The sequence below is a fragment of the Paenibacillus sp. OK060 genome (genome assembly GCF_900101205.1).
In the GTDB taxonomy this organism is placed as follows: Bacteria; Bacillota; Bacilli; order Paenibacillales; family Paenibacillaceae; genus Paenibacillus; species Paenibacillus marchantiae.
The window spans coordinates 1,004,439-1,028,626 of sequence record NZ_FNFR01000001.1 but is presented as its reverse complement, the minus strand read 5'-3'; the positions used below and the strand labels follow the sequence as shown (position 1 = coordinate 1,028,626).

The 24,188-nt window shown below is 45.3% G+C and carries 20 protein-coding genes; 6 read left to right on the top strand and 14 right to left on the bottom strand.

Annotated elements, in window-relative coordinates; genetic code table 11:
* Positions 1–42: 42 nt before the first annotated feature.
* The 6 genes from BLS14_RS04530 to BLS14_RS04505 all read right to left on the bottom strand — a co-directional run bounded on the left by BLS14_RS04530 (position 43) and on the right by BLS14_RS04505 (position 7,036).
* Positions 43–1,719 carry a urocanate hydratase gene (locus BLS14_RS04530; protein WP_090949741.1) on the bottom strand — a complete coding sequence of 559 codons (1,677 nt, stop codon included), beginning with the start codon at positions 1,717–1,719 and terminating at the stop codon, positions 43–45.
* Positions 1,720–1,780: 61 nt separating this feature from the next.
* On the bottom strand, positions 1,781–3,142 hold the full coding sequence (locus BLS14_RS04525; RefSeq protein ID WP_063565153.1) for an LLM class flavin-dependent oxidoreductase: 1,362 nt from the start codon (positions 3,140–3,142) through the stop codon (positions 1,781–1,783).
* 76 nt (positions 3,143–3,218) lie between these two features.
* Complete coding sequence (locus BLS14_RS04520; protein ID WP_090949738.1) at positions 3,219–4,157, bottom strand: ABC transporter substrate-binding protein; 939 nt, start codon at positions 4,155–4,157, stop codon at positions 3,219–3,221.
* A gap of 29 nt (positions 4,158–4,186) precedes the next feature.
* Positions 4,187–4,837: an ABC transporter permease gene (locus tag BLS14_RS04515; RefSeq protein ID WP_063565155.1), complete on the bottom strand. Its 651-nt coding sequence runs from the start codon at positions 4,835–4,837 to the stop codon at positions 4,187–4,189.
* Entirely contained in the window at positions 4,834–5,973 is a 1,140-nt protein-coding gene (locus tag BLS14_RS04510) for an ABC transporter ATP-binding protein (RefSeq protein ID WP_063565156.1), read from the bottom strand. The genes BLS14_RS04515 and BLS14_RS04510 overlap by 4 nt, the downstream gene beginning before the upstream one ends.
* A gap of 298 nt (positions 5,974–6,271) precedes the next feature.
* The gene (locus tag BLS14_RS04505; RefSeq protein ID WP_063565157.1) at positions 6,272–7,036 is read right to left on the bottom strand and encodes an IclR family transcriptional regulator; all 765 of its coding nucleotides are present in this window, start codon (positions 7,034–7,036) and stop codon (positions 6,272–6,274) included.
* A 185-nt stretch (positions 7,037–7,221) separates the two neighbouring features.
* Between BLS14_RS04505 and BLS14_RS04500 the strand changes: the two genes are divergently transcribed.
* From BLS14_RS04500 to BLS14_RS04490, 3 genes are all read left to right on the top strand, one after another.
* The gene (locus BLS14_RS04500) at positions 7,222–8,748 is read left to right on the top strand and encodes a multicopper oxidase family protein (RefSeq protein ID WP_090949737.1); all 1,527 of its coding nucleotides are present in this window, start codon (positions 7,222–7,224) and stop codon (positions 8,746–8,748) included.
* A 395-nt stretch (positions 8,749–9,143) separates the two neighbouring features.
* On the top strand, positions 9,144–9,629 hold the full coding sequence (locus BLS14_RS04495) for a CcdC protein domain-containing protein (RefSeq protein ID WP_063565158.1): 486 nt from the start codon (positions 9,144–9,146) through the stop codon (positions 9,627–9,629).
* Positions 9,630–9,853: 224 nt separating this feature from the next.
* Positions 9,854–11,035, top strand: a complete 1,182-nt coding sequence (locus BLS14_RS04490) for a multidrug effflux MFS transporter (protein ID WP_090949735.1) — start codon at positions 9,854–9,856, stop codon at positions 11,033–11,035.
* A gap of 169 nt (positions 11,036–11,204) precedes the next feature.
* Here BLS14_RS04490 and BLS14_RS04485 read toward each other — a convergent pair whose 3' ends face one another.
* Together BLS14_RS04485 and BLS14_RS04480 are read right to left on the bottom strand one after the other, a co-directional pair.
* Positions 11,205–12,374: an MFS transporter gene (locus BLS14_RS04485; protein WP_090806129.1), complete on the bottom strand. Its 1,170-nt coding sequence runs from the start codon at positions 12,372–12,374 to the stop codon at positions 11,205–11,207.
* A gap of 91 nt (positions 12,375–12,465) precedes the next feature.
* Entirely contained in the window at positions 12,466–13,056 is a 591-nt protein-coding gene (locus tag BLS14_RS04480) for a TetR/AcrR family transcriptional regulator (protein WP_072732740.1), read from the bottom strand.
* Between the two features lie 145 nt (positions 13,057–13,201).
* Here BLS14_RS04480 and BLS14_RS04475 point away from each other — a divergent pair, with 145 nt between their 5' ends.
* Positions 13,202–13,858 carry an NADPH-dependent F420 reductase gene (locus BLS14_RS04475; protein WP_090949731.1) on the top strand — a complete coding sequence of 219 codons (657 nt, stop codon included), beginning with the start codon at positions 13,202–13,204 and terminating at the stop codon, positions 13,856–13,858.
* Between the two features lie 73 nt (positions 13,859–13,931).
* On the opposite strand, the gene BLS14_RS04470 is transcribed toward BLS14_RS04475, so the two are convergent.
* Complete coding sequence (locus BLS14_RS04470; RefSeq protein ID WP_090949729.1) at positions 13,932–14,810, bottom strand: helix-turn-helix transcriptional regulator; 879 nt, start codon at positions 14,808–14,810, stop codon at positions 13,932–13,934.
* A gap of 135 nt (positions 14,811–14,945) precedes the next feature.
* Between BLS14_RS04470 and BLS14_RS04465 the strand changes: the two genes are divergently transcribed.
* Positions 14,946–16,922 carry an alpha-amylase family protein gene (locus BLS14_RS04465; RefSeq protein ID WP_090949727.1) on the top strand — a complete coding sequence of 659 codons (1,977 nt, stop codon included), beginning with the start codon at positions 14,946–14,948 and terminating at the stop codon, positions 16,920–16,922.
* A 112-nt stretch (positions 16,923–17,034) separates the two neighbouring features.
* Here the strand turns inward: BLS14_RS04465 and BLS14_RS04460 are convergent, their stop codons facing one another.
* The 4 genes from BLS14_RS04460 to BLS14_RS04445 all read right to left on the bottom strand — a co-directional run bounded on the left by BLS14_RS04460 (position 17,035) and on the right by BLS14_RS04445 (position 20,793).
* Positions 17,035–18,093, bottom strand: coding sequence for a threonine aldolase family protein (locus BLS14_RS04460; protein WP_072732737.1), 1,059 nt, complete (start codon positions 18,091–18,093; stop codon positions 17,035–17,037).
* Positions 18,090–18,524, bottom strand: coding sequence for a MarR family winged helix-turn-helix transcriptional regulator (locus BLS14_RS04455; protein WP_231952523.1), 435 nt, complete (start codon positions 18,522–18,524; stop codon positions 18,090–18,092). The genes BLS14_RS04460 and BLS14_RS04455 overlap by 4 nt, the downstream gene beginning before the upstream one ends.
* Positions 18,525–18,724: 200 nt before the next feature.
* Positions 18,725–20,443, bottom strand: a complete 1,719-nt coding sequence (locus BLS14_RS04450) for an ABC transporter ATP-binding protein (RefSeq protein ID WP_063565166.1) — start codon at positions 20,441–20,443, stop codon at positions 18,725–18,727.
* Between the two features lie 2 nt (positions 20,444–20,445).
* A complete protein-coding gene (locus BLS14_RS04445) occupies positions 20,446–20,793 on the bottom strand; it encodes a hypothetical protein (protein WP_063565241.1) in 348 nt (115 codons plus the stop codon).
* Between the two features lie 218 nt (positions 20,794–21,011).
* Between BLS14_RS04445 and BLS14_RS04440 the strand changes: the two genes are divergently transcribed.
* A complete protein-coding gene (locus BLS14_RS04440; RefSeq protein WP_176854337.1) occupies positions 21,012–23,111 on the top strand; it encodes a serine hydrolase domain-containing protein in 2,100 nt (699 codons plus the stop codon).
* 103 nt (positions 23,112–23,214) lie between these two features.
* Here BLS14_RS04440 and BLS14_RS04435 read toward each other — a convergent pair whose 3' ends face one another.
* Positions 23,215–24,156, bottom strand: coding sequence for an alpha/beta hydrolase (locus tag BLS14_RS04435; RefSeq protein WP_090949726.1), 942 nt, complete (start codon positions 24,154–24,156; stop codon positions 23,215–23,217).
* Between the last annotated feature and the right edge of the window lie 32 nt (positions 24,157–24,188).

Here is a 24,188-nt window from a genome sequence, read left to right as displayed (position 1 = left end):
ATCTCCTCCTGGATGAAAATTTCGTTGGACCATTTCCCGATGTTATTTTACAGTGGATGAAATGGTTTCATATTGATGGGTAACAATTCGGGCAATCCCCTTGGTTTGAACTTCGGCCAACGATTGCTCGTAACCGGCATCCGCATAACGGAGTACGCCAAGACCAGTATCATTGTCAAGCGCTGTACGAAGACGTGCATCACTTGCCTCTGATCCGTCGGCTACAATGGTGACTCCCGCACTTGTCATATAACCAGAGTAGCCCCCTCCGCCGGAATGAATCGCCACCAGATCAGCCATGGATGCACAATTGAGCATGGCATTCAACAACGGCCAGTCCGAAATCGCATCGCTTCCGTCTTTCATTCGCTCGGTCATAATGTTGGGATGAGCCATAGCTGCTGCATCCAGATGATCTCGGGAGAAGGCGACTGGTCCTGCAAGTTTTCCTTCTCGAACCAATTGGTTAACCGCGAGTGCCAGCTTGCTGCGGTCTTTATGCCCAAACCAGCCTATACGGGCCGGCAATCCCTCAAACGGCACATACGTATTCGCGAGTTTGATCCAATTCGATACGATGTCATTATCACTAAATTCTTTCAGGATATAATCGTCAATGATTCGTATATCCTCTGCCTCTCCGCTAAGAGCGATCCAGCGGAAAGGACCGATAGCCCGCGCAAAAAGGGGACGAAGAAAAGCTTCCGTAAATATATCGATCTCAAAAGCATTCGTAACTCCATATTGCACTGCTTGTGAACGGATATTGTTACCATTGTCAAAAACAACCGCGCCCCGTTGTTTGAATTCCAACATCGCCTTTACTTCATTCGCAATTGAAGCTCCGGCAGCGGCTTGAAGCTCCGTCGGATGTTCTCGTCGTGCCACACCAGCGGATGCAGGTGAGTATCCGCTTGGAATATAGCCGTATAACAAATCATGTGCAGATGTTTGGTCAGTCACAATATCCGGCTGGACACCCCTCCGAAGCAGTTCTGGATAAACATCCGCAGCATTTCCGAGCAGTCCAACGGACAGGCTTGTGCCGCTGCTTACAGCTTCATTAATCCATAGTAATGCTTCATCCAGGCTATCTGTCTTTCGCTGTAAATAACCGGCAGCAATTCGTTTGTCTATTCTCTCCTCCGCAACCTCTACACAAAGGATTGCCGCATTAGCCATATAACCTGCTAAAGGCTGCGCGCCCCCCATACCGCCCAATCCAGCGGTTAGAATGAAACGTCCTCGCAAATCGCCGCCGAAGTGCAGCCTTGCGATACTTTGGAAGATTTCATAGGTTCCCTGTATGACACCCTGTGATCCGATGTATTGCCAAGCAGCCGCAGTAAGGCCGCCCCAAATGATCAGTCCTTTATCTTGCAACTCATAGAAATTCTCACTGGTTGCCCATCGGCCGACCAGATTGCAGTTAGCCATTACGACAAGTGGTGCTTGCCGATGGGTTCTGAATACACCAATCGGTTTGCCTGACTGAATGACCAGTGTTTCGTCTTCCTCTAATTGCTTTAGGGTATCGACAATTGCCAGATAGGAAGGCCAGTTACGGGCGGCCTTTCCAAGGGAGGCATAGACGATCAGCTCCTTCTGGTTCTCACCGTTCTCGAGCACGTTCTCCAGCATGCGCAGTAGTGCTTCCTGACGCCAGCCTTTGCATCGCAGCACGCCGCCTCGTTCGGCAACAATCTTTTTCACAGTCACTCCTCGCTTTCCTTCTCCTGCTAAATCATCACATTAGAGCTATTTGTACTTCCTCGTTGAGTTATCTTTCTGCCGTTCCTAAAGTAATCTTTTCTTGTGAATAGCGGTTCTCTGGTTTGCTGAGTCCAAAATGGTCCCTCAGTGTAGTTCCTTCATATTCTAGGCGCAACAAACCTCTACGCTGAAGAATGGGCACTACCTCTGCTACAAAATCATCCAGAGCACCAGGAAGGTGAGTAAAGGCAATATTGAATCCATCCGCAGCACCATTGTTGAACCATTCCTCAATATGATCGGCAATCTGCTCGGGAGTTCCGGCAAAAGCCCGTTTGCTTACAATCCGTTTGGCAAGCTGAATCAGCGTCAAATCTTCTTCCTTGAGGATACGTCGGATACGTTGTAAACCACTTTTACTCTGGTTAAAGCCTTCTACTTCAGGTAGAAAAGGCAGCGGTTCATGCAGCGGATAGCCGGAAACGTCTACCCCGATGTAATGTGATAGCAAGTCCAAAGCCAGTCGGTCTGGAGTAAGATTCTCCACAATAGCAAGCTGCTCTGCTGCCTCTTCCGCAGTAGCACCAATAATGGGCATCAAGGCAGGCAATATCTTGATCTCATCGGGGGAACGTCCATATTTGGAAAGCCTTCCCTTGATGTCTTCATACAGCGCTTTCCCTTCTGCGAATGTGCCACCAGGGGCAAATACAATTTCGGCCGTTGCCGCGGCTACCTCTTTACCGGCTTCCGAAGCTCCGGCTTGGATCAAAACAGGATACCCTTGTGGTGGACGGGAGATATTAAGGGGTCCTTTTACTTTAAAATGAGTACCTTCGTAATCCAGATTGTGCAGCTTGTTCTTGTCTGCAAAGTACCCATTTTCCTTGTCGAACAGCAGTGCATCCTCTTCCCAACTGTCCCAAAGTCCTTGCGTTGCCTCTACAAATTCTTTCGCACGTTCATATCGCAGCTCATGCTGCAGATGGCGTTCCTTACCGAAGTTCCGGGCCTCTTCGTCCGTCTGAGACGTCACAATATTCCACGCGGCTCGCCCGCCACTGAAATGATCCAGCGTCGCCAGCTTCCGGGCAATATGATACGGATCGTTATAGGTCGTCGAGATGGTCGCCGCCAAACCAATATGAGACGTTACCGCCGCCAAAGCGGAAAGCAGTGTGAACGGCTCCGGCCGAATGCTATTGGCATGGCTAATACCGGATTCGAATCGATCCCAGACGTACAGTTCATCGGCGTAGAAGAACATGTCGAATCTTCCACGCTCCGCCGTCTGCGCAATTCTTTTGTAATAATTGAAATCAAGGAGTCCCTCTGTTTCAGACCCGGGATGTCTCCAACTTGAAATATGCTCACCCGCCGGAAAAAACATCATTGCCCCCAGCGCAAGCTGCCGTTTATCATTACTCACAATGCGTCACCCTCTCTTATTAACTCGTTGTTAGACAACGTAATTACCATTAATTATTGATCCATCATGTAGAAATTCACTTGATTAGCCCTTGGGCTTTCAGCCAGTCCCTCGCAACATCAAGTGCCGGTTTCTGATCCTGTTCCACCTCTGCATTCAACTTTTGCATTGCCTTCTCATCCAGTTTTCCTGCCAACTTGTTGAGGACTTCTTTCAACTCGGGATGTTCATCCAGCGTCTGCTCACGAACCACTGGAAATGCATCATACGGAATAAACACATGCTTGTCATCCTCCAACGCTACGAGGTCATTGGCCAGGATTTGGCTGTCCGTTGAATACGAGAGCTTCACATCAATCAGCTTTTGCTTTATCGCCTGATACTGCAAGGAAGGGTCCTGAATGGACTTTGTCTCCTTGAACTTTGGTTTGTGTATGCTCTCTACATAAGGCCAGGCATCTGGGCGATTCAGAAACTCCTCACTGGCTCCAAAAACCAGTTCACCTGATTTCTCAGCAAGTTGAGAAGCTGTCTTTAGCCCATACTTCTCAGCGGTTTCTCTACGTACTGTAAAGACATAGGTATTGTTGAACCCTAGGGGGTCTAGCGCAATCAATTTGTTCTTTTCCTTGAGTTGGGTTACGACTGTTTTAAATGCTTTATCTGCATCAAATTCTGGTTCCTGCTTCAAAATATTAATCAAGGCCGTCCCGCTGTACTCTACATAGGCATCCACATCCCCTGAGTCAATGGCATTCCAGAGCAGTGTGTTGTCCAGCTTCTTAATCTCTGTCTTCAGCTTCGTGTCATTCTCAACCAAGAGTTTGAAGGCGTTGGCCAAAATATCAGACTCTGCGAATCCTTTCGTGGCCAGTACGATGGTATCGTTACGCCCGGACGCATTGGAATTCGAGCACCCCACTGCTGTCAGCACGGTTGTCAACACCAGCCCAAGGGTGATAAGTAGCCTGCCTCCTTTGGTTACATTCCATCTTTTTTTGTTGGTGGTTGTCATGATTGGTGCCCCTCTCCCTAGGTAAAAGCTTAAAATTTATTCAAATGCCGCAACCCCTTTGGGGTAAGTGCCCTGTTAAGAAGCAGCAAAATGAAGTTAACGGAGATTACCAGCAGCGAGACGGGGATGGCCCCTTCCATAATGGTAACCGTATTGATCATGGCAATGCCTCTTGTGATGATATCTCCCAGTCCTCCTGCGGCAATATAGGTCGCAATTGTCGTAAGACTTATCGTTTGCACCGCGACGAGTCTTACGCCGGCCATGATGACACTACGCGCAATCGGAAGCTGAATCATCTTCATCATCTGCCATTTGGTCATGCCCATCCCGGTTCCTGCCTCAATCAGAGAAGGATGAACTCCATTAATACCGACATAGGTGTTCTGGAGCATCGGAAGCACGGCATATAAGGTCAATGCAATAATGGCAGGTGTTGTGCCGATGCCTACCAGCGGAATCATGAATCCGAACAACGCCAGACTTGGAATGGTCTGGATGGCAGAGACTACAGTAATGATTGTATCCGCCATCCGCTTGCGGCTGGTCAGATAAATACCAAGGGGTATTGCAATGATTCCCGCCATGAGGACGGAAATGAGGGACAGATACATGTGCTCTCCCATTTTCTCAACGATCATCGGCCAGTCAGCAGCTAACGTATCCCATATATGGTTCATGCACTGGTCTCCTCTCGGTGAAAGTGTCGACCAATGGCTTCAATAACACCTGAACGGGTTACCGTACCGATTAAACGGTTCTGATCATCCACGACAGGCAATATTCGTTGACTTTGCATCAGTTCGAATACATCAGAGATCGGTGTGTTCTCAAAGAGGGCGCGGGTCCCATTTTTCACAATATCACCGACCTTCATTTTGCTGTCATGCTGCAGATGTTCGCTGATTTCTTCGATTCCTACAATACCCAGCAGTTCTCCCCAATTCCCGGTCACAGCAAGAGCATCAGCCTGATTCAAGCGCAGGAGTTCAAGTGCCTCTGAGATTGTTGAAATATTACTTATCGAGATACCGTCAATCATAATATGCTGTGCCATCCCACTTGGAAAAGAAGGACGAAACCTCTCCTGGCCGATAAATTCGATCACAAAGTCGTTTGCCGGATGGGCCAGCAGCTCCGCAGGTGTACTGTTCTGAATTACCTCACCCTCCTTCAGTAGAATAATCCGATCAGCGATCTTCAGCGCTTCTTCAATGTCGTGGGTGACAAAAATTATCGTTTTATGCAGCCGCTGATTCAGCTGGATCAGTTCTTTTTGAAGCTGGACTCGGCTGATGGGATCAAGTGCGCTAAAGGGTTCGTCCATTAAAATAATGGAAGGGTCTGACGCCAATGCACGGGCTACTCCGATCCGTTGCTGCTGCCCGCCACTAAGCTCATGGGGATAACGTTTGCTATATTGTTCAGCTGGGAGACCGATCAGGTTCAGTAATAGATCAACCCTCTCTTTTCGTTCTTCCTTTCTCGCTCCCTTAAGCCTCGGAACAATGCCAATATTCTCTTCAATAGTCATATGTGGAAACAGTCCAATCTGTTGAATTACATATCCGATATCGCGTCGAAGTTGGACTGCATCTGCGGCTCCTACGTCTCGCCCTTCAACAAGAACCTTTCCCTGACTCGGTTCCTCAAGACGATTGATCATTTTGAGCAGTGTAGTTTTGCCGCAACCCGAGGGTCCTATAATTGTTACAATCTGTCCTTTCGGTACCGTAAGATTAAAATCATGCAGCACACTGCCAGAGCCATAATTTTTATTTACATGCTGGAATTCAACTGCCACTGCTTCAGTCATCGTTCTTCCTCTCCCTCCAAAATACAGTAAACAAATTTGTTAACTCGGATAAACGAATAAATTTTTTTACATCCTTCAGTCATCATTTAACTATTATTGCGAATTCTTGCTAAAAAAGAAGAAGGCCTTATTTCTCGCCAATGGGCGAAAAACAAGACCTCCACTGTTATGGTCAGCCATTTATTATTAACATGCGATAATTAAATTTCTTATTTCAATAATATTACCAAGGACATTCTTTTGTCAATCATTAATTCCACTATTTCTATCGGGATTAATTGTGATCGGTGATTTTCTTCTATTCCCCTCCAAGTAGATTGGAGAGATGCTTGGACGATTCCATAACGCTATTAATCATTTCGGGTATCCTCTCTTTCGTCCCGCGAAATAAAGGACCCGCAATAGATAGACTTGCCACGACAAGACCATGACTATCCAATACTGGTGCTCCAATCGCAAATACATCGGGATCATATTCTCCTTCAGTACAAGCGAAGCCCTGTTCCTTGACAGCTTTCAAACTATCAATCAATTCCGATCGGTTCCGATCGTTTGTAATATTCGCTACAACCTGCTCAATCGTCTTCTCATTTTCAAAAGCCAGGATACTTTTTCCAGAAGCGCCTTGATGTAAAGGCAAACGTCTACCGTTTTCGATTACAAATTGAATAAGACCTCGACCTTTCACATGTTGAATGCAAACAGCATCATTTCCAGTTCTAACGAACAATAACGAAGTTTCCTGTGTAGACTCCATCAGATTGATCATAATAGGCAATGCAAGTGACAACAACTCACGATGAATTTGTTGATTCAAGCTACGAGCTAAATCTAGAATACGCAAACCAAGTCCGATCTGATTTTTGCCCCTACGCTCCACAATCCCGTTCTTTTCAAGCGTTTGCAAAAAACGATAGGTTGAGCTTTCTGGAATGCTGACCTTTTCTGCGATCTCACTAACTGATAATGTTCCATTCGCCTCAGATAACGCAAATAAAATATCCAAAGCCCTTCCAAGAGTGTTTGTTCCACTTTTCCGATCCAAAGCGACGCTCCCTTTCATTGAAATCATCCATTTCTTTTATCATATAGTGAAAGATTGCGGAAATCACTATCGTTTTACTCGTTTGTATAACTGACATACAAATAGAATGCATACCCAATAGTTATATACAACTAACATAATGAACAAGTTCAAGATCATAAAATTACATAGTAATTCTAACCTTAGGGAGGCTCCAAATTCTTATGCCTGAAAAGATAAAACTACAAAAATTCGTGGATGAACTGCCTATTCCAAACACATTATCTCCTAGGAAGCGAAGCAGTAATAGTTCTTATTACGAAGTGACTATGAAGGAGTTTTCTCAGAAGCTACATAGAGACCTCGGGCCTACCCGTTTATGGGGTTATGACGGAACATTTCCAGGTCCTACGTTTGAAGTGATGAAGAATGAAACCGTGTTTGTTAAATGGATGAACGACCTGCCCAATAAGCACTTTCTTCCCGTTGATACTACGATTCATGGTTCGGAAATTACTGTTCCAGAGGGTAGGAGCGTTGTGCATTTACATGGAGGAAGAACGCCAGCTCATAGTGATGGCTACCCCGAGGCTTGGTTTACGAGAAATTTTGAGCAAACGGGACCTTTGTTTGAACGAGAGGTTTATACGTATCCAAATATTGAACGAGCTACAATGTTATGGTACCACGATCATACAGTAGGCATTACAAGATTGAACGTCTACGCAGGACTCGCGGGATTTTATTTCATTCGAGACCAAAATGAACAATCCCTTAATCTTCCGAAAGGAAAATATGAAATCCCTCTACTCATTGTGGACCGATCTTTCAATCCGGACGGATCTCTAAACTACCCCAGCAAACCGGATCAAAACGATGCAAACTTGCCTCATCCTTCCCTTGTTCCTCCTTTTGATGCGGATACCATTCTGATAAACGGCAAGGTTTATCCATTTTTGGAGGTAGAACCAAGAAAATACCGTTTTCGGATTTTAAACGCATCCAATAGTCGAATCCTTACATTAAAAATGGAATCCAATCAACCATTTTATCAACTCGGAACCGATAGCGGCTTTCTTGAGACAACAATAAGAATAAACGAATTTGTACTTTTAAGTGCCGAGCGTATAGATGTGATCATTGATTTTTCGCAATATTATGGTCAAACTATTATTCTCAAAAATGTCACCAAGAGTGCGTCCCCTGAAACAATAGATATCATGCAATTCAGAATAAGTGTCCCATTAAAAAGTATAGATACCAGCTCACTTCCATTTTATTTAGAAGCATTCGAACGACTCCCAAAAAGTATGGCAAAGAGAACAAGATATTTAACACTTGTCAGAGTGAAGGATCAATATGGTCGCTCCTTAAATCTATTAGATGGAAAAATGTGGATGAATCGAATTTCCGAAAGAATTGAAGTAAATACGGTTGAAACCTGGCGCATCATCAATATCATTGATGATGATCCTCATCCCATTCATATTCATTTGGTTGATTTTCAAATTCTTGATCGTCAACCTTTTGATGTTTCTCATTTTCAGAAAACCGGAAAACTTATTTACACAGGTCCGCCCACTCCTCCTAATCCGTATGAAATGGGATTAAAAGATACTGTAGCAACCCCCTTCGGTTACGTTACAACGATTATTGCTCGTTTCGGACCTTTTACCGGGCGTTATGTATGGCATTGTCACATGCTTGAGCATGAAGACTACGAAATGATGCGACCGTTTGATATTTTTTAGCTCACTCCAGCACTGCAATGAATGAGTGGACATATCCAAAAAAATCACTAAAAAAGAGATATGTACCAGCTAACGGAACTTATAACGAACAAGTAGTTGTCCGTTGCCACCATCAGGGCCGTTACGATCTAACTGTAAAAAATTGCTGCGGTCAAGTTGTTCTACTTCGTCAAATTGAGCGACAGGTGCCTTCCGAGGTCATAGCCCTGTCACATAGACAACAAAAAAAGATTTTTGAAGCGGCGACTTTTTCCCGGATTCAATTGGGAAGAGGTCGCCCTATTTGTTTTGGGAAGATGACAAAAGTCACCTTAAACGAATTACTTTGTACACTGATATAAATTTTAAATATCCTCGATACTTAGGTTACACAAAAAACAAACGAGGTGCTTACCATGAATCCAATATCTTTAACAATCTCATTATTAATTGTCGTGCTTATCTTAAGGGGCGTTATCCAGGGCAGCAAGAAGCCATTGCACGAATCAGGCCGGAAATTATTAATTCCGATCCTTTATATCTCTTCATCTTTGTTTGAATTGTTCGACCCTACATTGGTGCTTACATCAGGCAGAATGATCAGTTCGATCGCTATAGGTGCAATTCTGTCGATCCCATTAATTCTGGTGACCCAATTCGAGCGGAAATCGGATGGCAAGATGTATTATAAAAGAAACGTATCTCTTTATGTTTTAATTATTGTTATCTTCTCGATCCGATTCTTTGACTTCTTGTTCATCTCAGGCATTGATCCCAAGACTCTTGGATTCCTGAATAATGTAGTTGCCCTGTCCTATATTGCCATTTGGCGTATAGCTAGCTTCATTAAATTTCATAATTCCAAGTCTAGTACGTTCAGAGCTTGGGACAAAACTGCTTAGTCGTACGATTAGCTAGAGCTGGTTGACTTGCCATTTCAAGCATGTTAACCTAGGCCGAGTATTAACAATGATTGTCAAACCCTCCTACTCTTATAATGATGAAAGGTAATTCAACAAATGATGATTTATAGTCGTCTCGCCATCATGATGCCCCCCTTTCCCTAGCTAGGCTCATATTCTTGTTGTCATAAAAGAGTATAAGCTTGTAGGAGGGCTAATATATAATGAAGAAATATGCTGTACCATCTTTGCTTTTAATGATTGTTCTTATCGCTTTTCCACAAATCAGCGAAACCATCTACACTCCATCGCTGCCAGATATCGCAGCAGCACTTGGTGTATCTAATAGTTCCGTACAATTCACGTTAAGCATCTATTTTATAGGATTTGCCTTAGGCGTTTTCTGCTGGGGCTGGCTGTCCGACTTGATTGGTCGCAGACCTGCAATGCTGGGCGGTCTCATCGTATATGGGATCGGAAGCTTGATGTGCTTTTATTCGGAATCAATTCAGTTGCTTCTCGTCAGCCGTTTCGTACAGGCTCTCGGTGCCGCAACTGGCTCGATTATCACCCAAACCATGCTTCGCGAAAGTGTATCGGGAGATCGAAGACATGCGATGTTTGCGCAAATCTCTGCTGTCATTGCATTTACGCCGGCAGTTGGGCCCCTTATTGGTGGTTGGATTGATCAGGCCCTTGGCTTCAGATGGGTATTCTTTGCGTTAGTACTGATGAGCGTTTTGTTGTTCATATATGCTTTTATTAAACTGCCGGAGACAACGAACGTTTCTTTACGATCCAAGGTGGCTATACTTCCGGTTGTTAAAAAGATGCTCGCCATGCCGCGCGTAATGGTGTTTGGGGTATTGATCGGTGGTATTAACGGAGTTTTATTCAGTTATTATGCCGAAGCTCCCTTCATCTTCATTGAACACTTTGATCTGTCGCCTGGCGTTTATGGTTTTCTGGGCATTATTGTGGCCTTGGCATCGGTGGTCGGTGCAATGATCTCCAAAAGGTTATTGACCGTTTACGCACCGGAAAAGATTATTCGTTTGGGTTGTCTGGTCATGACCAGCGGGGCTCTGCTCCTAACCCTTGGAAGCAGCTTGTCTATGCTGCCCAATCTTTTGCAAATCATCTGCATGTTAACTGCCATGTTTGTTCTGTTGATTGGCGCAGGTATTGCTTTGCCCAATTGTCTAAGTCTTGCGCTTGTTCATTTTCAAGATGTAATTGGCACAGCAGGTTCCATATTCAGCTTGGGCTACTATTTGCTGGTAAGCCTTACGACATGGGTAATGGGTGCTCTGCATAACGGTTCATTGCTGATAATGCCCTTATATTTTCTAATCATTAGCGTCGGAATGTTGTGGCTTGGCAAAAGATTTATCTCAGAAGAATAATTTATTAGGGTAATTCATTTGTATTATAAATAATACGAAGAAATGTCCCGGGGCACATTTCAAAAAAATAGAAGCAGTCCAGTACTTTTATCGTATCTGGGCTGCTCTTATTCATATTGTTGAACACCACACCATATTCTGAAAGCCAAATCGGCTTATCAAACGCTTTTTAATGTTTTATATCCATATCTGCAACCTTAACTTTGAAGATTCCACGCATATACGGAAGCAGCGAAATTACACCTACCAAAGCCAACACAACCCCGACCCAGATCGGCGCAACCAGGCCGTAACCGGCACTAATGGCCAAGCCACCAACAGAAGACCCTACCACTACACCAAAGGTGACGATCGCGGTATGAACGGTGTTTACCATCAGACCACTTCCTCCCGCGCGTATCACTCGCGCGACCATAGGCGGATTCATTGGAACCCCGACCAACCCGATGATGACTACAGCAGGAATAACCACGGCAGCTGTATGTACGCCAATGGCGAATGTCAGAAGACCAAACGTCAAGAGAACAAGCCCTATCGTTAGAATCAGCATGGTGTATCGGTCCGCCAGTCGACCAGTAATCAGATTACCAACAACCGTAGCAGCTCCATACACAACAAACAATAGTGGCACCGCGGACGTTGAAAAGCCCGTCAGCTCTGTAAAAATTGGAGCAAAGTAGCTGAATGCTGCAAAGGTAGCTCCTATAATAAGAAAACTTGTCAGGTAAGCCGCCCATAGCTTGCGATTGCGAAAAGATTTCATTTCATGACGCAAACTTGTGGGCTCCGGTCTAGATAATACAGGGATCAACCTCAATGCAGTTACTCCTGACAGTAGCACAAGAATGGCGACCGCCCAAAAACTGAAACGCCAGCCATAAGCATCGGCCACCCACGTTGCAGCAGGTGTACCCAGAACCGTGGCGATCATAAGACCACCGAAGATTATCGACACCGCCCGTCCCCGCTGGTTTTCTTCCACCAGCGAAGCAGAGATCGAGATTGATACGCCAAAAGCAGCCGAGGAAGCAACACCTGCTATGATGCGTGAGGCCATCATAACCTCATAGCTACCTGCGATCGCGCCAAGCAACTGTCCAGCGAGAAACACACCGGTTAGCATAATAAATGCTTTTTTCCTAGGCATATTCAGCAGAGCAGCGGTTAGTAAGGGACCTCCTACGACCATCCCCGCTGAAAAGGCTGTAATCAAATATCCTACTTGCGAGACAGATACTCCAAATTCCCCCGCAAGTGTATTCATCATTCCAGCTACCATAAATTCTGAGGTAGTCATGCAAAAAATAGCCAAGCTAAGCACATAGATTGCCAATGGCATCTTCAATTCCCCTTTTCATATGAGTTATAAAACCACACTATTGTAATGATCGGTACAAAACTAATGCAAAAAAAAGTGCCGGATTACCCGGCTAGTAAATAGCTGCCAATGTACCTTCTACAATACTTTTTGCCAGATCACGGTTCTGTGAAGAACTGTTAAGCACGCGAAGTCCGTAATAGCTGCTTAGGAACAGGCTTGCCAGTTCTTTGGCTGGTCTCCCTGAAGTAATCTCTCCTGTCTGGACACCCTGCTCCATCAGATTATAAAGTGCATCCTCCAACAATCCGATATGCCGTGTCACCACTTCTTCAACCATAGGATCAACCCGTGCCCGTTCCATTGCTGCATTAATTAGGAGACAGCCTCTTCGCCCTGATTCCGAGAAATCTTCCTGTACACCCCACTCCAGCAGGCCGCGTAATCTTTCTTTCAACGGTAAGGGGCTCTGTAAAATCTCGCTTTGCTCCCGTATTCCTTCCTCATGGTAACGCTGGAGTACCTTTTCATATAAATCATGTTTGCTACCAAACGCATTATATAAACTGCCCTTCCCGAGACCGGTCTGTTTACATAGATCCTCAGTAGAGCACCCTTCGTATCCGTTCAACCAAAAGGCATCCATGGCTGCGTCAATCACAGCCGTATCCTTAAATTCTCGTGGTCTTCCACCTCTGGTCACTTCATTTCCTCCCTTCTCAACGAAATAATAAATCTTAGTATAGGTAATTTGTAACGTTCAGTCAAGAAGTTGTTTACAGCTCTATTGTTCTCTGTTACAGTGAAGATGTCATACCATATTAAATCGGGAAAGGAAGTCGGAATAAATGAAAATCGCAATTATTGGAACGGGAAATATCGGTGGCAATCTCACCCGTCGTCTCACCAAACTTGGTCATGATGTCTCGATTGCTAACTCGCGCGGTCCTCATACCTTGACGGATCTAGCTGAAGAGACAGGCGCAAAACCACTTGAAGTAACGGAAGTCGCCCATGGAGCCGAGCTGGTCATTGTAACGATTCCACAAAAGAATATTCCGGATCTCCCTGATGGTATCTTAGACCAAACTGCACCTGGTGCTGCCATTATTGACACCGGGAACTATTACCCCCGTCAGCGTGACGGCTTGATTGCCGAGATCGAGGGTGGCTTACCTGAAAGCCGCTGGGTCGAGCAATTCTTGAAACATCCTGTCAACAAAGCCTTTAATGGTATTTCCGCTGTTAATCTGCTTGAACGTGGACTGCCTGCCGGCTCACCTGATCGACTTGCTCTCCCGGTAGCTGGTGATGATCCGGATACAAAGAAAATTGTACTTCAACTTGTCGAAGAGTTGGGATTTGACGCCATAGACGCTGGCGGTTTGGACGAATCGTGGCGCCAACAACCGGGGACTCCTAGTTACCAGGAGCATGGAGCGGATAGTCTTCGGCAGGCCTTATCGAATGCTAGTCCTGTACGAAGCGAGGACTTTAAAGCTTGATCATTTGAAATTCCAGGACATTGAATACGTCATCATCCACCGCCCTTTCGGGCGGTTTTTCGTTTGATCATATCTATTCCATAAAATACAACTGATGCTTCTTGCGGTACTCTCCAGGCGTGAGGGAAGTTTGACGCTTGAATAACCGTGTAAAATAGTTATGGTCCTGCAGTCCACATAATTCACCGATACGCTTCAGTGGAAGCTCCGAATGTGCCAATAACCGCTTGGCCTTCTCCATTTGCAGGTGATGCCTGTATTGCAGCGGGCTCATCCCCGTATACTGCTTCAGACAGCGGGCCAGGTAATCAAAATGATAAAGCAGATCACGCTCCATCTGTCCGGAATCAAACGGCTGATCTAGACGTTGACCAAGATAAGTCGCCACCTTCTCGCTTAGAAAATAGGAACGAGCCTGCGGGCTGTTCTGTCTCATTCCCTTCTGTAACTGCAGCAGGAATTGGCCCAACAGAACATGCAGCTCGAAGGAGCGCTGACGGGTGAGTACATGGTGCAGATCAAGCATTTCTTTCATTATCGGCTCCAGGTTACGTAAATCCACCCCGGCGAATTTGGGAATTTCAATGACTCCTGGGGGTGCCTCAATATCCTGGTCTGTTTGTTGAAGTAAAGGCTGCTCCCAAGTCGTCTTTTCTTTCAAAATCATCTTTTGCACAGAGGGAAGCTGGAAATGAATCCAGTATACTTCCGTCTGCACATCCGTTGGTCTATAGCCACGGTGGTCTTTGCCAGGTTCAAGAACCAGCATCATACCTTCCGCAATCTCGTAACGGAGGCCATCTTCCTCCATGTACAGCGCTCCTTTGGCGCAAATAATAAGATCAAACACATCAAAGCTACGCTGGGCATGCTGCATGCCCGGCTGCCATTCGGTGTGCCCAATGGCTGCTAATAGCGGAAACGGCGGAACTTGAAGTTCAAGTACAAGCATGAGATCCCTCCTTTGTTTAAAATGTAGATAATGTGCTATATATAGTCGTGATTGTCAGCTGTATCGGAGCTGATGATCGATTAGAGTGGTAGATATAATATGATTCTATCATTTAATGACCAGGGGGATGCAAGCATGAAATTTCGTCAAGTTCATCTCGATTTTCATACGTCAGAAGCCATTGAAGGCATTGGCCGTGATTTTTCGAAGCAGCAATTTCAGGAGATGCTTAAGACTGGATACGTCGATTCCATCACCATTTTCTCCAAGTGCCATCATGGCTGGGCCTATCACCCGACAACCGCCAATCAAATGCATCCACATCTGAATTTCGATCTTCTGGGTGCCCAGATTGAAGCTGCTCATGAGATAGGCGTGAAGACACCGGTCTATCTCTCTGCTGGCCTGGATGAGCGACTCGCCCGCAAGCATCCTCAGTGGCTCATCCGCAATCAGCAGGAGCAAATCAGTTGGACAGCCGACTTCATGACACCGGGATATCATCAATTTTGCATGAATACCCCTTATCTTGACGTGCTTACCCTACAGGTCGAGGAAGTCGTAAAGAATTATGATGCGGACGGCATCTTCCTCGATATCGTTGGTGTTCGGGAATGTTTTTGTCAATATTGTGTTGCCGAGATTCGCTCACAGGGCTCCGATCCACGAAACATTCAAGATATGAAAAAACTGTGGGAGCAGACGTATGCTCGTTATGCTAATCGAATGAATGAGACTGTGCATGCAGTGAAACCCGGATTACCAGTGTTCCACAACAGCAGTCACGTCGACCGAGGGCGGCGGGATCTCGCTCATGTGAATACCCATCTGGAGTTGGAATCGCTACCAACGGGCGGCTGGGGGTACGACCATTTCCCGCTCTCTGCACGTTATGCGCAAACCCTAGGCATGGATTTCCTCGGCATGACCGGAAAATTCCATACTTCCTGGGGCGAATTCGGTGGATACAAGCACCCCAACGCGCTGCGTTATGAAACTGCGCTGAGCCTTGCGAATGGAGCTCGCTGCTCCATTGGAGATCAGCTGCATCCAGGTGGTCAGATGGACCTTGCCACGTATTCGTTGATCGGGGAAGCTTACCGTGAGGTAGAAGCAAAGGAAGAATGGTGTCGCGATACTACCGCTATGGCCGATATCGCGTTGCTGTCAGTGGAAGCAGCCTTATGGGAATCCGGAGGCGATCCTCATAACCAGCACAAACACCACGATACCGGTGCTGTAAGAGTTTTGCTGGAAGGCCACTATCTCTTCGATGTAGTAGATCTGCAGGCTGATCTGTCCAAATATAAAGTTGTTATTTTGCCGGATGCCATTAGCATTAGAGAGTCAATCAAAACCAAACTGACAGCCTTTCTTGCCGGGGGCGGCAAAATTCTCGCCACTGGCCGTTCCGGACTCTCACCGGATGGAACGGGCTTTGAATTCGATTGGGGTGTAGAATATCAGGAGGTTTCCCCATTCCGTCCCTCCTATTTCCGTCCGAGTTTCGAGCTTCCTTCCCTGCGTACAGCCTCTTTTGTCATGTATACCGAAGGACAGAACACAGTGCCCAAGACAGACGGCATCGTACTTGGCAGTAAGGAGAATTCATATTTTAACCGTGACTTGTTCACGTTCTGCTCTCACCAGCATACCCCTTCTGATCTGCAGGAATCGGGAACTGGCATGGCTGAAGGTCAGGATGGAATCTATATCGCGTGGAATGTTTTTGAAGATTATGCGACGAAGGGGAGCTTGGCTGTCAAGGAAATCATCTGTTACGCGCTGGACCGTTTACTGAGTAACAACAAGTCGCTGATGACCAACCTGCCTGCCCAAGGGGTTACCACGCTGCAGATTCAGAAGAACTCGAACCGTTGGGTGAATCATCTACTGTATGCCTCTCCAGTACGTAGAGGACAAGGTGTGGAAGTTATCGAGGATATCCCTCCACTTATCAATACAGAGGTGACGGTTGCGGCTGCCGAACAAGTACAAGATGTGTATCTGGCGCCACAGAACCTTAGTCTCCCATTCAGTCAGGTGAACGGCCTTGTGACCTACACGATACCGGAGTGGTCCTGTCATCAAATGGTCGTGATTCAATTTTAGAAGTACATTCATGGAACATTTAGCAGTAAACAAAAAAAGAAGTCGCCATTAACATGGCGACTTCTTCTTTGGCGTTTTACTCCGCCGATGTACTATCTTTAGGGATTAATGATTACACACAAGCTTTCAATTTGTTCAGAGCATGGGAAATATCACGAATCAGTGAGTCCACATTTTCCCGCTGGGTTGCCCAACTGGTACAAAAACGAACGACGCTGTGTGTATCGGACACCTTTTCCCAGAATGTGAACGAGTAACGGCTGCGTAAATCCTGAAGCAGATCATCTGGCAGAATCGGAAATTGCTGATTGGTTGGTGAATCATATAGGAAAGTAATACCTTGCTCCACAAGCGAATCATGAATCAACATGGCCATGTCCACCGCATGCTGGGAAATTTCAAGATACAGACCATCTTCAAACAGCGTTTCAAACTGAATGCCCAGCAATCTGCCTTTGGCAAGCAGGCCGCCTTTTTGTTTGATCATATAACGAAAATCTGGCTTAAGCTTGTCATTCAGGATGACTACCGCTTCTCCCATCAATGCTCCGATCTTGGTTCCGCCAATATAGAATACATCACATAGGCGGGCGAGATCAGCGAGAGTCGTATCACAATTCCGGGAAGCAAGAGCATACCCAAGACGTGCCCCATCAATAAAGAACGGGAGACCACACTGTTGGCTCACATTAAATAATGCTTGCAGCTCTGCCTTGCTGTACATCGTACCGTTCTCAGTAGGCTGGGATATGTAAACCATTCCGGGCTGGACACAATGTTCAGGTGCTGCATCATTCCAATGGGCATCATAGACCGCTTTGACCTGATCTGACGTGATCTTCCCATCTTCGCTTGGTACCGTGATCACTTTGTGACCTGTGGCTTCGATCGCTCCCGTCTCATGAACCGCGATGTGGCCCGAAGTCGCTGCAATCACGCCTTGGTATGGACGCAAAATGGAGGCAATAACCGTTGTATTGGTCTGTGTACCACCAACCAAAAAATGCACATCCGCCTGTTCATTTTCACAAGCTTGTCGAATAAGGCTTCTCGCCCGATCACAATGGGCATCTTTACCGTAACCGCTCGTTTGTTCCATGTTCGTTGAAATCAGTCTTTGCAAAATGCGCTCATGCGCGCCTTCGTTGTAATCACATTCGAATCGTATCATCGTCTTGTCTCTCCTGCTCTTTTGTTCAACTTATCCTGAATATTCATCATTGAAGCGTAAACTTCTCTGATCTCTTCCTCATCCAAACCTTGCATTAACTTCACAATCTGCTGATCTGAACGTTCATTCAACTCACCGTAAAGCTCCTGCCCTTTTTCAGTCAGGCGAATCAAACTAACGCGGCTGTCAGCAGCTGAATCCACTTTCATCAGCAGCCCTTCTCGGGTCAGTTTACTTACAATTCGGCTCATGTAGCTGCGATCAATGGTCAGTGTATCCACCAGATTGTTCGCAATGCTCTCCCCTTGAATGCCAATTTCAATAATGACCCTTGCTTCAGCGAAGGAGTATCCCGTTCCCAGGATATGCTTATCGAGTACACCGAGTATATTGGTATAAAAACGGTTAAAACGCCGCATTTCAGTCAACATATCTGCATTTATTTGCTGAGAGTCGATGTGAAACCCTCCCTTTTAGTGGACATTGTCAACATTATAATAATCAGTTTAGTGGACGTTGTCAACAATATATAATATTGATGAACTTTATAGTTCAAATGAATGTCACTTTATTGAAAAACAAAAAAAACAAAAAAACAAACCGCGCAAATGCACGGTTTGTTTTTTGGCTATTAAGAATGGCTGTATTGCACCTGGTGAAGTCTGCTGTATATGCCTCCGGCAGCGACCAGTTCCTCATGGTTACCCTGCTCTGCGATGCCATCCGCATTGACTACAAGGATGCGATCTGCATTCTTGATCGTTGTCAGTCGGTGTGCAATAACAAGGGTTGTTCTCCCCACTGACAGTTCCGCCAAGGACTTCTGGATTAATGCTTCGGTTTCGGTATCCAGAGCGGACGTTGCTTCGTCCAGAATGAGAATCGGTGGATTTTTCAGGAACATCCGAGCAATGGACAGGCGCTGTTTCTGACCTCCGGAAAGTTTGACACCACGCTCACCAATGATCGTATCGATCCCTTCTGGCAAAGTAAGAAGCAACTCTTCCAAAGATGCACGACGGGCTGCATCCCAGATTTGCTCGTCTGTTGCCGTTAAATCGCCATAAGCGATATTTTCCTTAATTGTGCCTGAGAAGAGAAATACATCCTGTTGAACAATACCGATATGTTTGCGCAAAGATTCCAGCTGAACCTCACGAATATCAACTCCATCAACGGTAATCCGACCTTCCTCTACTTCATAGAACCGTGGAAGCAGACTGCAAATGGTCGTTTTACCTGCACCGGAAGGACCCACAAATGCAACGGTTTCCCCTGGATTGATGGACAAACTGATATTATTCAGAATACGTCGATTTTCCTCATAACCGAATGAGACATTTTCGAAGCGAATATCTCCACGGACGCTTTTTAGCTCCACGGCATTTTTCGCATCAGCGATTTCCGGCTCGGTATCAATGATTTCCAGATAACGCTTGAATCCTGCAATACCCTTAGGATAACTTTCGATTACGGCGTTAATTTTCTCAATCGGACGGAAGAAGATGTTGGATAACAGCAGGAATGCCATGAAATCACCCATATCAATTCTGCCATCGATAAAGAACCAAGCACCGCTGATCATAACGAACACAGTAACCAAACGCATCATCATGTAGCTGACCGATATACTCTTCGCCATCGTTTTGTAAGCAAGCAGCTTTGTTTTACGGAAGTTCTCGTTATCTACGGAAAATAGTTTTTTCTCATGCTCTTCGTTAGCGAACGATTGAACGACACGAATTCCGCCTACGTTGTCTTCGATACGGGAATTGAAATTCCCCACATCTCCGAAGAGGCGCCGATAGGTCTTCGTCATGCGCCCACCAAACACAATAATGACCCAGGCCATGATAGGAATAATGACAAAGGTGATCAGTGCAAGCTCTAAATTAATGTTCGCCATAAGCCAGAAAGATCCAATTAGAGTCATAATCGCGATGAATACATCCTCAGGTCCATGGTGAGCAACCTCTCCAATATCGTTGAGATCATTGGTAAGGTGACCGATCAGATGACCCGTCTTGCGATTATCGAAAAACCGGAAGGATAACTTTTGTAAATGAGCAAACATCTTCGAACGCATGTTGGTTTCAATGTTAATGCCAAGCATATGTCCCCAGTAGGTCACGACATAATTCAAGACGGTATTCAGCGCATAGATCGACAGCAAGACAATACATGCGAGGATAATGAGTGGCCAATCTTGACCTGGCAGCAACTCATTAATGAACTTGCTTACAGCAAGTGGAAATGCCAGCTCTAGTAAACCAGCTAGTACTGCACAACCAAAATCAATTAAAAATAGTTTTTTGTAAGGACGATAATACGAGAAAAAACGACGAACCATTCTTATTCACTCTCCAGATCCTGATTAGGGCTTTCTTCTTCATTTTGTAATTCAAAAAGTTGGATGTATTCATCAATGACCTGATCAATGGCTTTCAGTTCACCACTTATCATCTGATGAATATTCCGGAACTCCTCCTGACCAAGCTGTCTGGCCAACGTAGCTCTTCGATTCTGCATTTGTTCCAAAAAGACTAAAATTCTTCCACGGCGAAACGTTTGTGCCCCATTACCCCGTTTTCCGTGATGCTCTCCATGCCCTCTCCCACGTCTTGAACCTTCACCTTGTCGCTCTTCTTCCCCACGACCCCGTCTGGACCGCTCTCCATGGCGATCAGGTTGTTCGTTCACATTTATATGTCTTTCTCTCATTTTTGAAGCACCTCCATCTTCGTATACATTTGTATACAAATTGTTTATGTATACGATTGTATACGTAAGGGATTTTTCTGTCAACCCGTATTTTTCCATTTTATTCTGGCCCAATTCATATTTAGTTCACCGTCCTAGAGTACACTAACTTACGTACCACCACAGAGATACCTAATCTACAGATAAGACAGGAGAAGATGAGATTGACACTGAAAAAACGAACTTCATTCGCCGCTGTAACCCTGGTGTTAACCATGTTAGCCCCAATGAATGCTCTCGCCGCACCGGCAAACAGTAACACCAGTAACCTCACGTATAATATGACCCAAAAAGCGGTGATGGAGAAGGCCAAGCTGCTTACCGAAACATACGGTACAACAAGTGTGCAGTACGCACTCATGGATGAGGGAGAGATCGTGATCTCCGGACAAGTAGGCAAAAACGACCCGGAGGGCCGTATCCCCCTTTCTTCTAATACAATGTATGGCATCGGTTCAACCAGTAAAATGGTGCTCACAGCCGCTGTGATGAAGCTGGTTGACGAAGACAAGATCGATCTGGATGTGCCGGTTGTGAACTATATCCCTGACTTTAAAATGAAAGATAACCGTTACAAACAGATCACACCTCGTATGTTGCTGAATCATTCATCCGGGATTCTTGGAACCTCAAGCGGTAGTGCCATACTATATGGGGACAATGATACCTATGCACATGATACATTTTTGGATCAATTGGCCGAGCAAAATTTGAAGGCAGATCCGGGAGCCTACTCGGTGTATAGTAACGATAGCTTTACTTTAGCTGAAATTCTGGTCGAAAAGGTAAGCGGCACGAGCTTTAGCCATTTCATCCAACAGAATTTCACCGAACCCTTGGGCATGAGCCACACCAAAACGCCGCAGGATCTGGTTGACCCTGACCAAATGGCAGTAACTTATTCGCAGCTGAATAAGGAAGAACTTCCACTAGAGAACACGAACATGATTGGCTCTGGAGGCATTTACTCTACTGCCGAAGACCTCGTCAAATTTTCGCAAATCTTTACGGGAGAGGTCAAAGGTATTCTTTCCAGTGAGTCGGCAAAAGCAATGACGCAAGAAGAGTACAAAAAAGGTGTGTGGCCAGAGGACAGCGATTCATCGATTTCGTACGGGTTAGGTTGGGATAGTGTAGACTTGTTCCCATTCAGCGAATACGGCATCAAGGCAGTTACCAAAGGCGGCAATACGATTGCTTATCATTCGTCATTAATTGTGCTTCCGGAATACAACATGGCTGCAGCCGTTACCTCTTCAGGTGGATCAAGCACAACCGACCAATTGATTGCGAGCGAGCTGTTGCTTAGCGCACTTGAGGAAAAAGATATTATTAAAGAGCGGAAGCCGGAAAAATCATTTGGCGCCCCTGTAAAAACAACCATGCCGAAAGAGCTAACGCAGTATGCTGGCATTTATGGGGCGGTTGGCAGCTCGTTATTGAAGTTGGAAGTGAATGATGAAGGACAGTTGACGATGTCCCAGCTATTGTCGCCGAACAGTACCGAACAAAAGTATACGTATACTGAAGATGGCTCTTTCGTGAACGAGCAAGGTACAGAAAAGTTGAAATTCACTCAAGAGGATAACGGGAATACATACTTGTGGTCCCGTTCGTACCAGTCGGTGCCAGGGCTTGGACAGATCGCCTCCTCGGAATACAAGGCAGAAAAGCTCGAAACCAATTCATTATCCGAAGATGTAACAGCCGCTTGGCAGAAGCGTGAAGGCAACATTTATTACCTGGTGAATGAAAAATACACCTCAACGGTATATGACAGTGCAACGCCGATCATCCCCATTCATATGTTCGATGAAGCACCAGGTTATGTGTATACTAATAAAATTATTGATGCTAATTCGGCCGTGAATCAACTGCAAATTCCAGGCTTGGCTGGCCGGGATACGATGGAGTATAAGTTCTTCGAGAAAAACGGCGTAGAATACGTTTCAGCAGGAGGAAAGGTCTACGTCAGTCAAGAACTAGTGAGACCGCTCTATTCGGGGAAACAATCGAAGACAACGATTCAAACGAATGGTTATGCGACATGGTATTCGGTACCGGCAGCAGCCGCAGGTAAAGTGATGACAGTGAAGATGCCTTCGAAAGGTGCTTTCACTGTATATGACCAGACGGGTATCAGTACGAATCATACTGTGGTTAGTGGTGAAAATGAAGTTACATTGCCTGAAAACGGTACGATTGTATTTGCTGGTGAAGCTGGTTCAAGGTTCGAAATTTCGTTAACAAATCAATAATAATGAGTATGGAAAATACGCCCGTTCCCCTGTGTTCTACTGGGGAACGGGCGTTTCATTCTTTCTGAAATCCATTCTGAAAGATACTACGTTTGTTCTAAGTTTATTTTACTTCATTCATAAACTTCCTGAAGTTTTCGGCTATTTCTTTGGATCGGGTATGGTGTAAATAATGTCCACCTTCGAATGTCATCACTTTACCATGTACTGAATTTTTAACTTGCTCTTCATGCAAAGGTATCCATCCTTCCGTTTCGGTATCATTCGCTTGTAAAAAGAAAATGACAGGCAGATCTTTGGGGAAGGTCAAGCCTTCAGCAGCTTTGAAATTGGGACCAAAATTTTCGCCTTCACTTAAGTTGTTCGGATTAAACGTATTTTTGAGTGAAAGCATTCTAATTTGTTCTCTGGTTTCATCATCAACAGCTGGTGCAATCAGTTGATCAGGGGCCAGTTTCATTAACAATCGGTAGAACCCTGATTTTTTGAGCAGTTTGTACACATCTGTTGGGAATGGATCATCGTTGCCTCCCTGCGTTGGAACGCTGCTATCAATCCCAACAAAAGCATTTACTTCGTTTGGATATTTGTTTACATAATCTAGTCCGTAGATTCCTGAAATGGAATGACCCATCAGCGTGTAATGAGTAATATTAAGCTGCTGTAGAGCTTCATGAATTTCACTGACCATATTTTCCGTGGTACGCTCTTTTTCAGTTATGTCACTTAATCCATAACCGAAAGGTTCAATGACGACGACTTTGTAAAACGGAGATAGCTCATCAATTAACGGTTTAAAATCGAGGGCTGGGGCAGGTGTTCCGTATCCCGGAAGCAATACCACGGTTTCTTCACCTTTTCCTTGGATCAACACATTCATGTTTTTCCCGTCAACCGCTACGGACTGACCATAGGGTTTTATTTTCCCTGCCTCCGACTTGTTGCTAAATACATTTACAAAATAGACAGTGGCAATAAATAATGCAAAAGCGATAACTATGGCTCCGAATATTTTGAGTAAAATGATTAATATTTTTTTCATCATGATGGTTTTCTCCTGTTGAGTTTGTTTGTCGT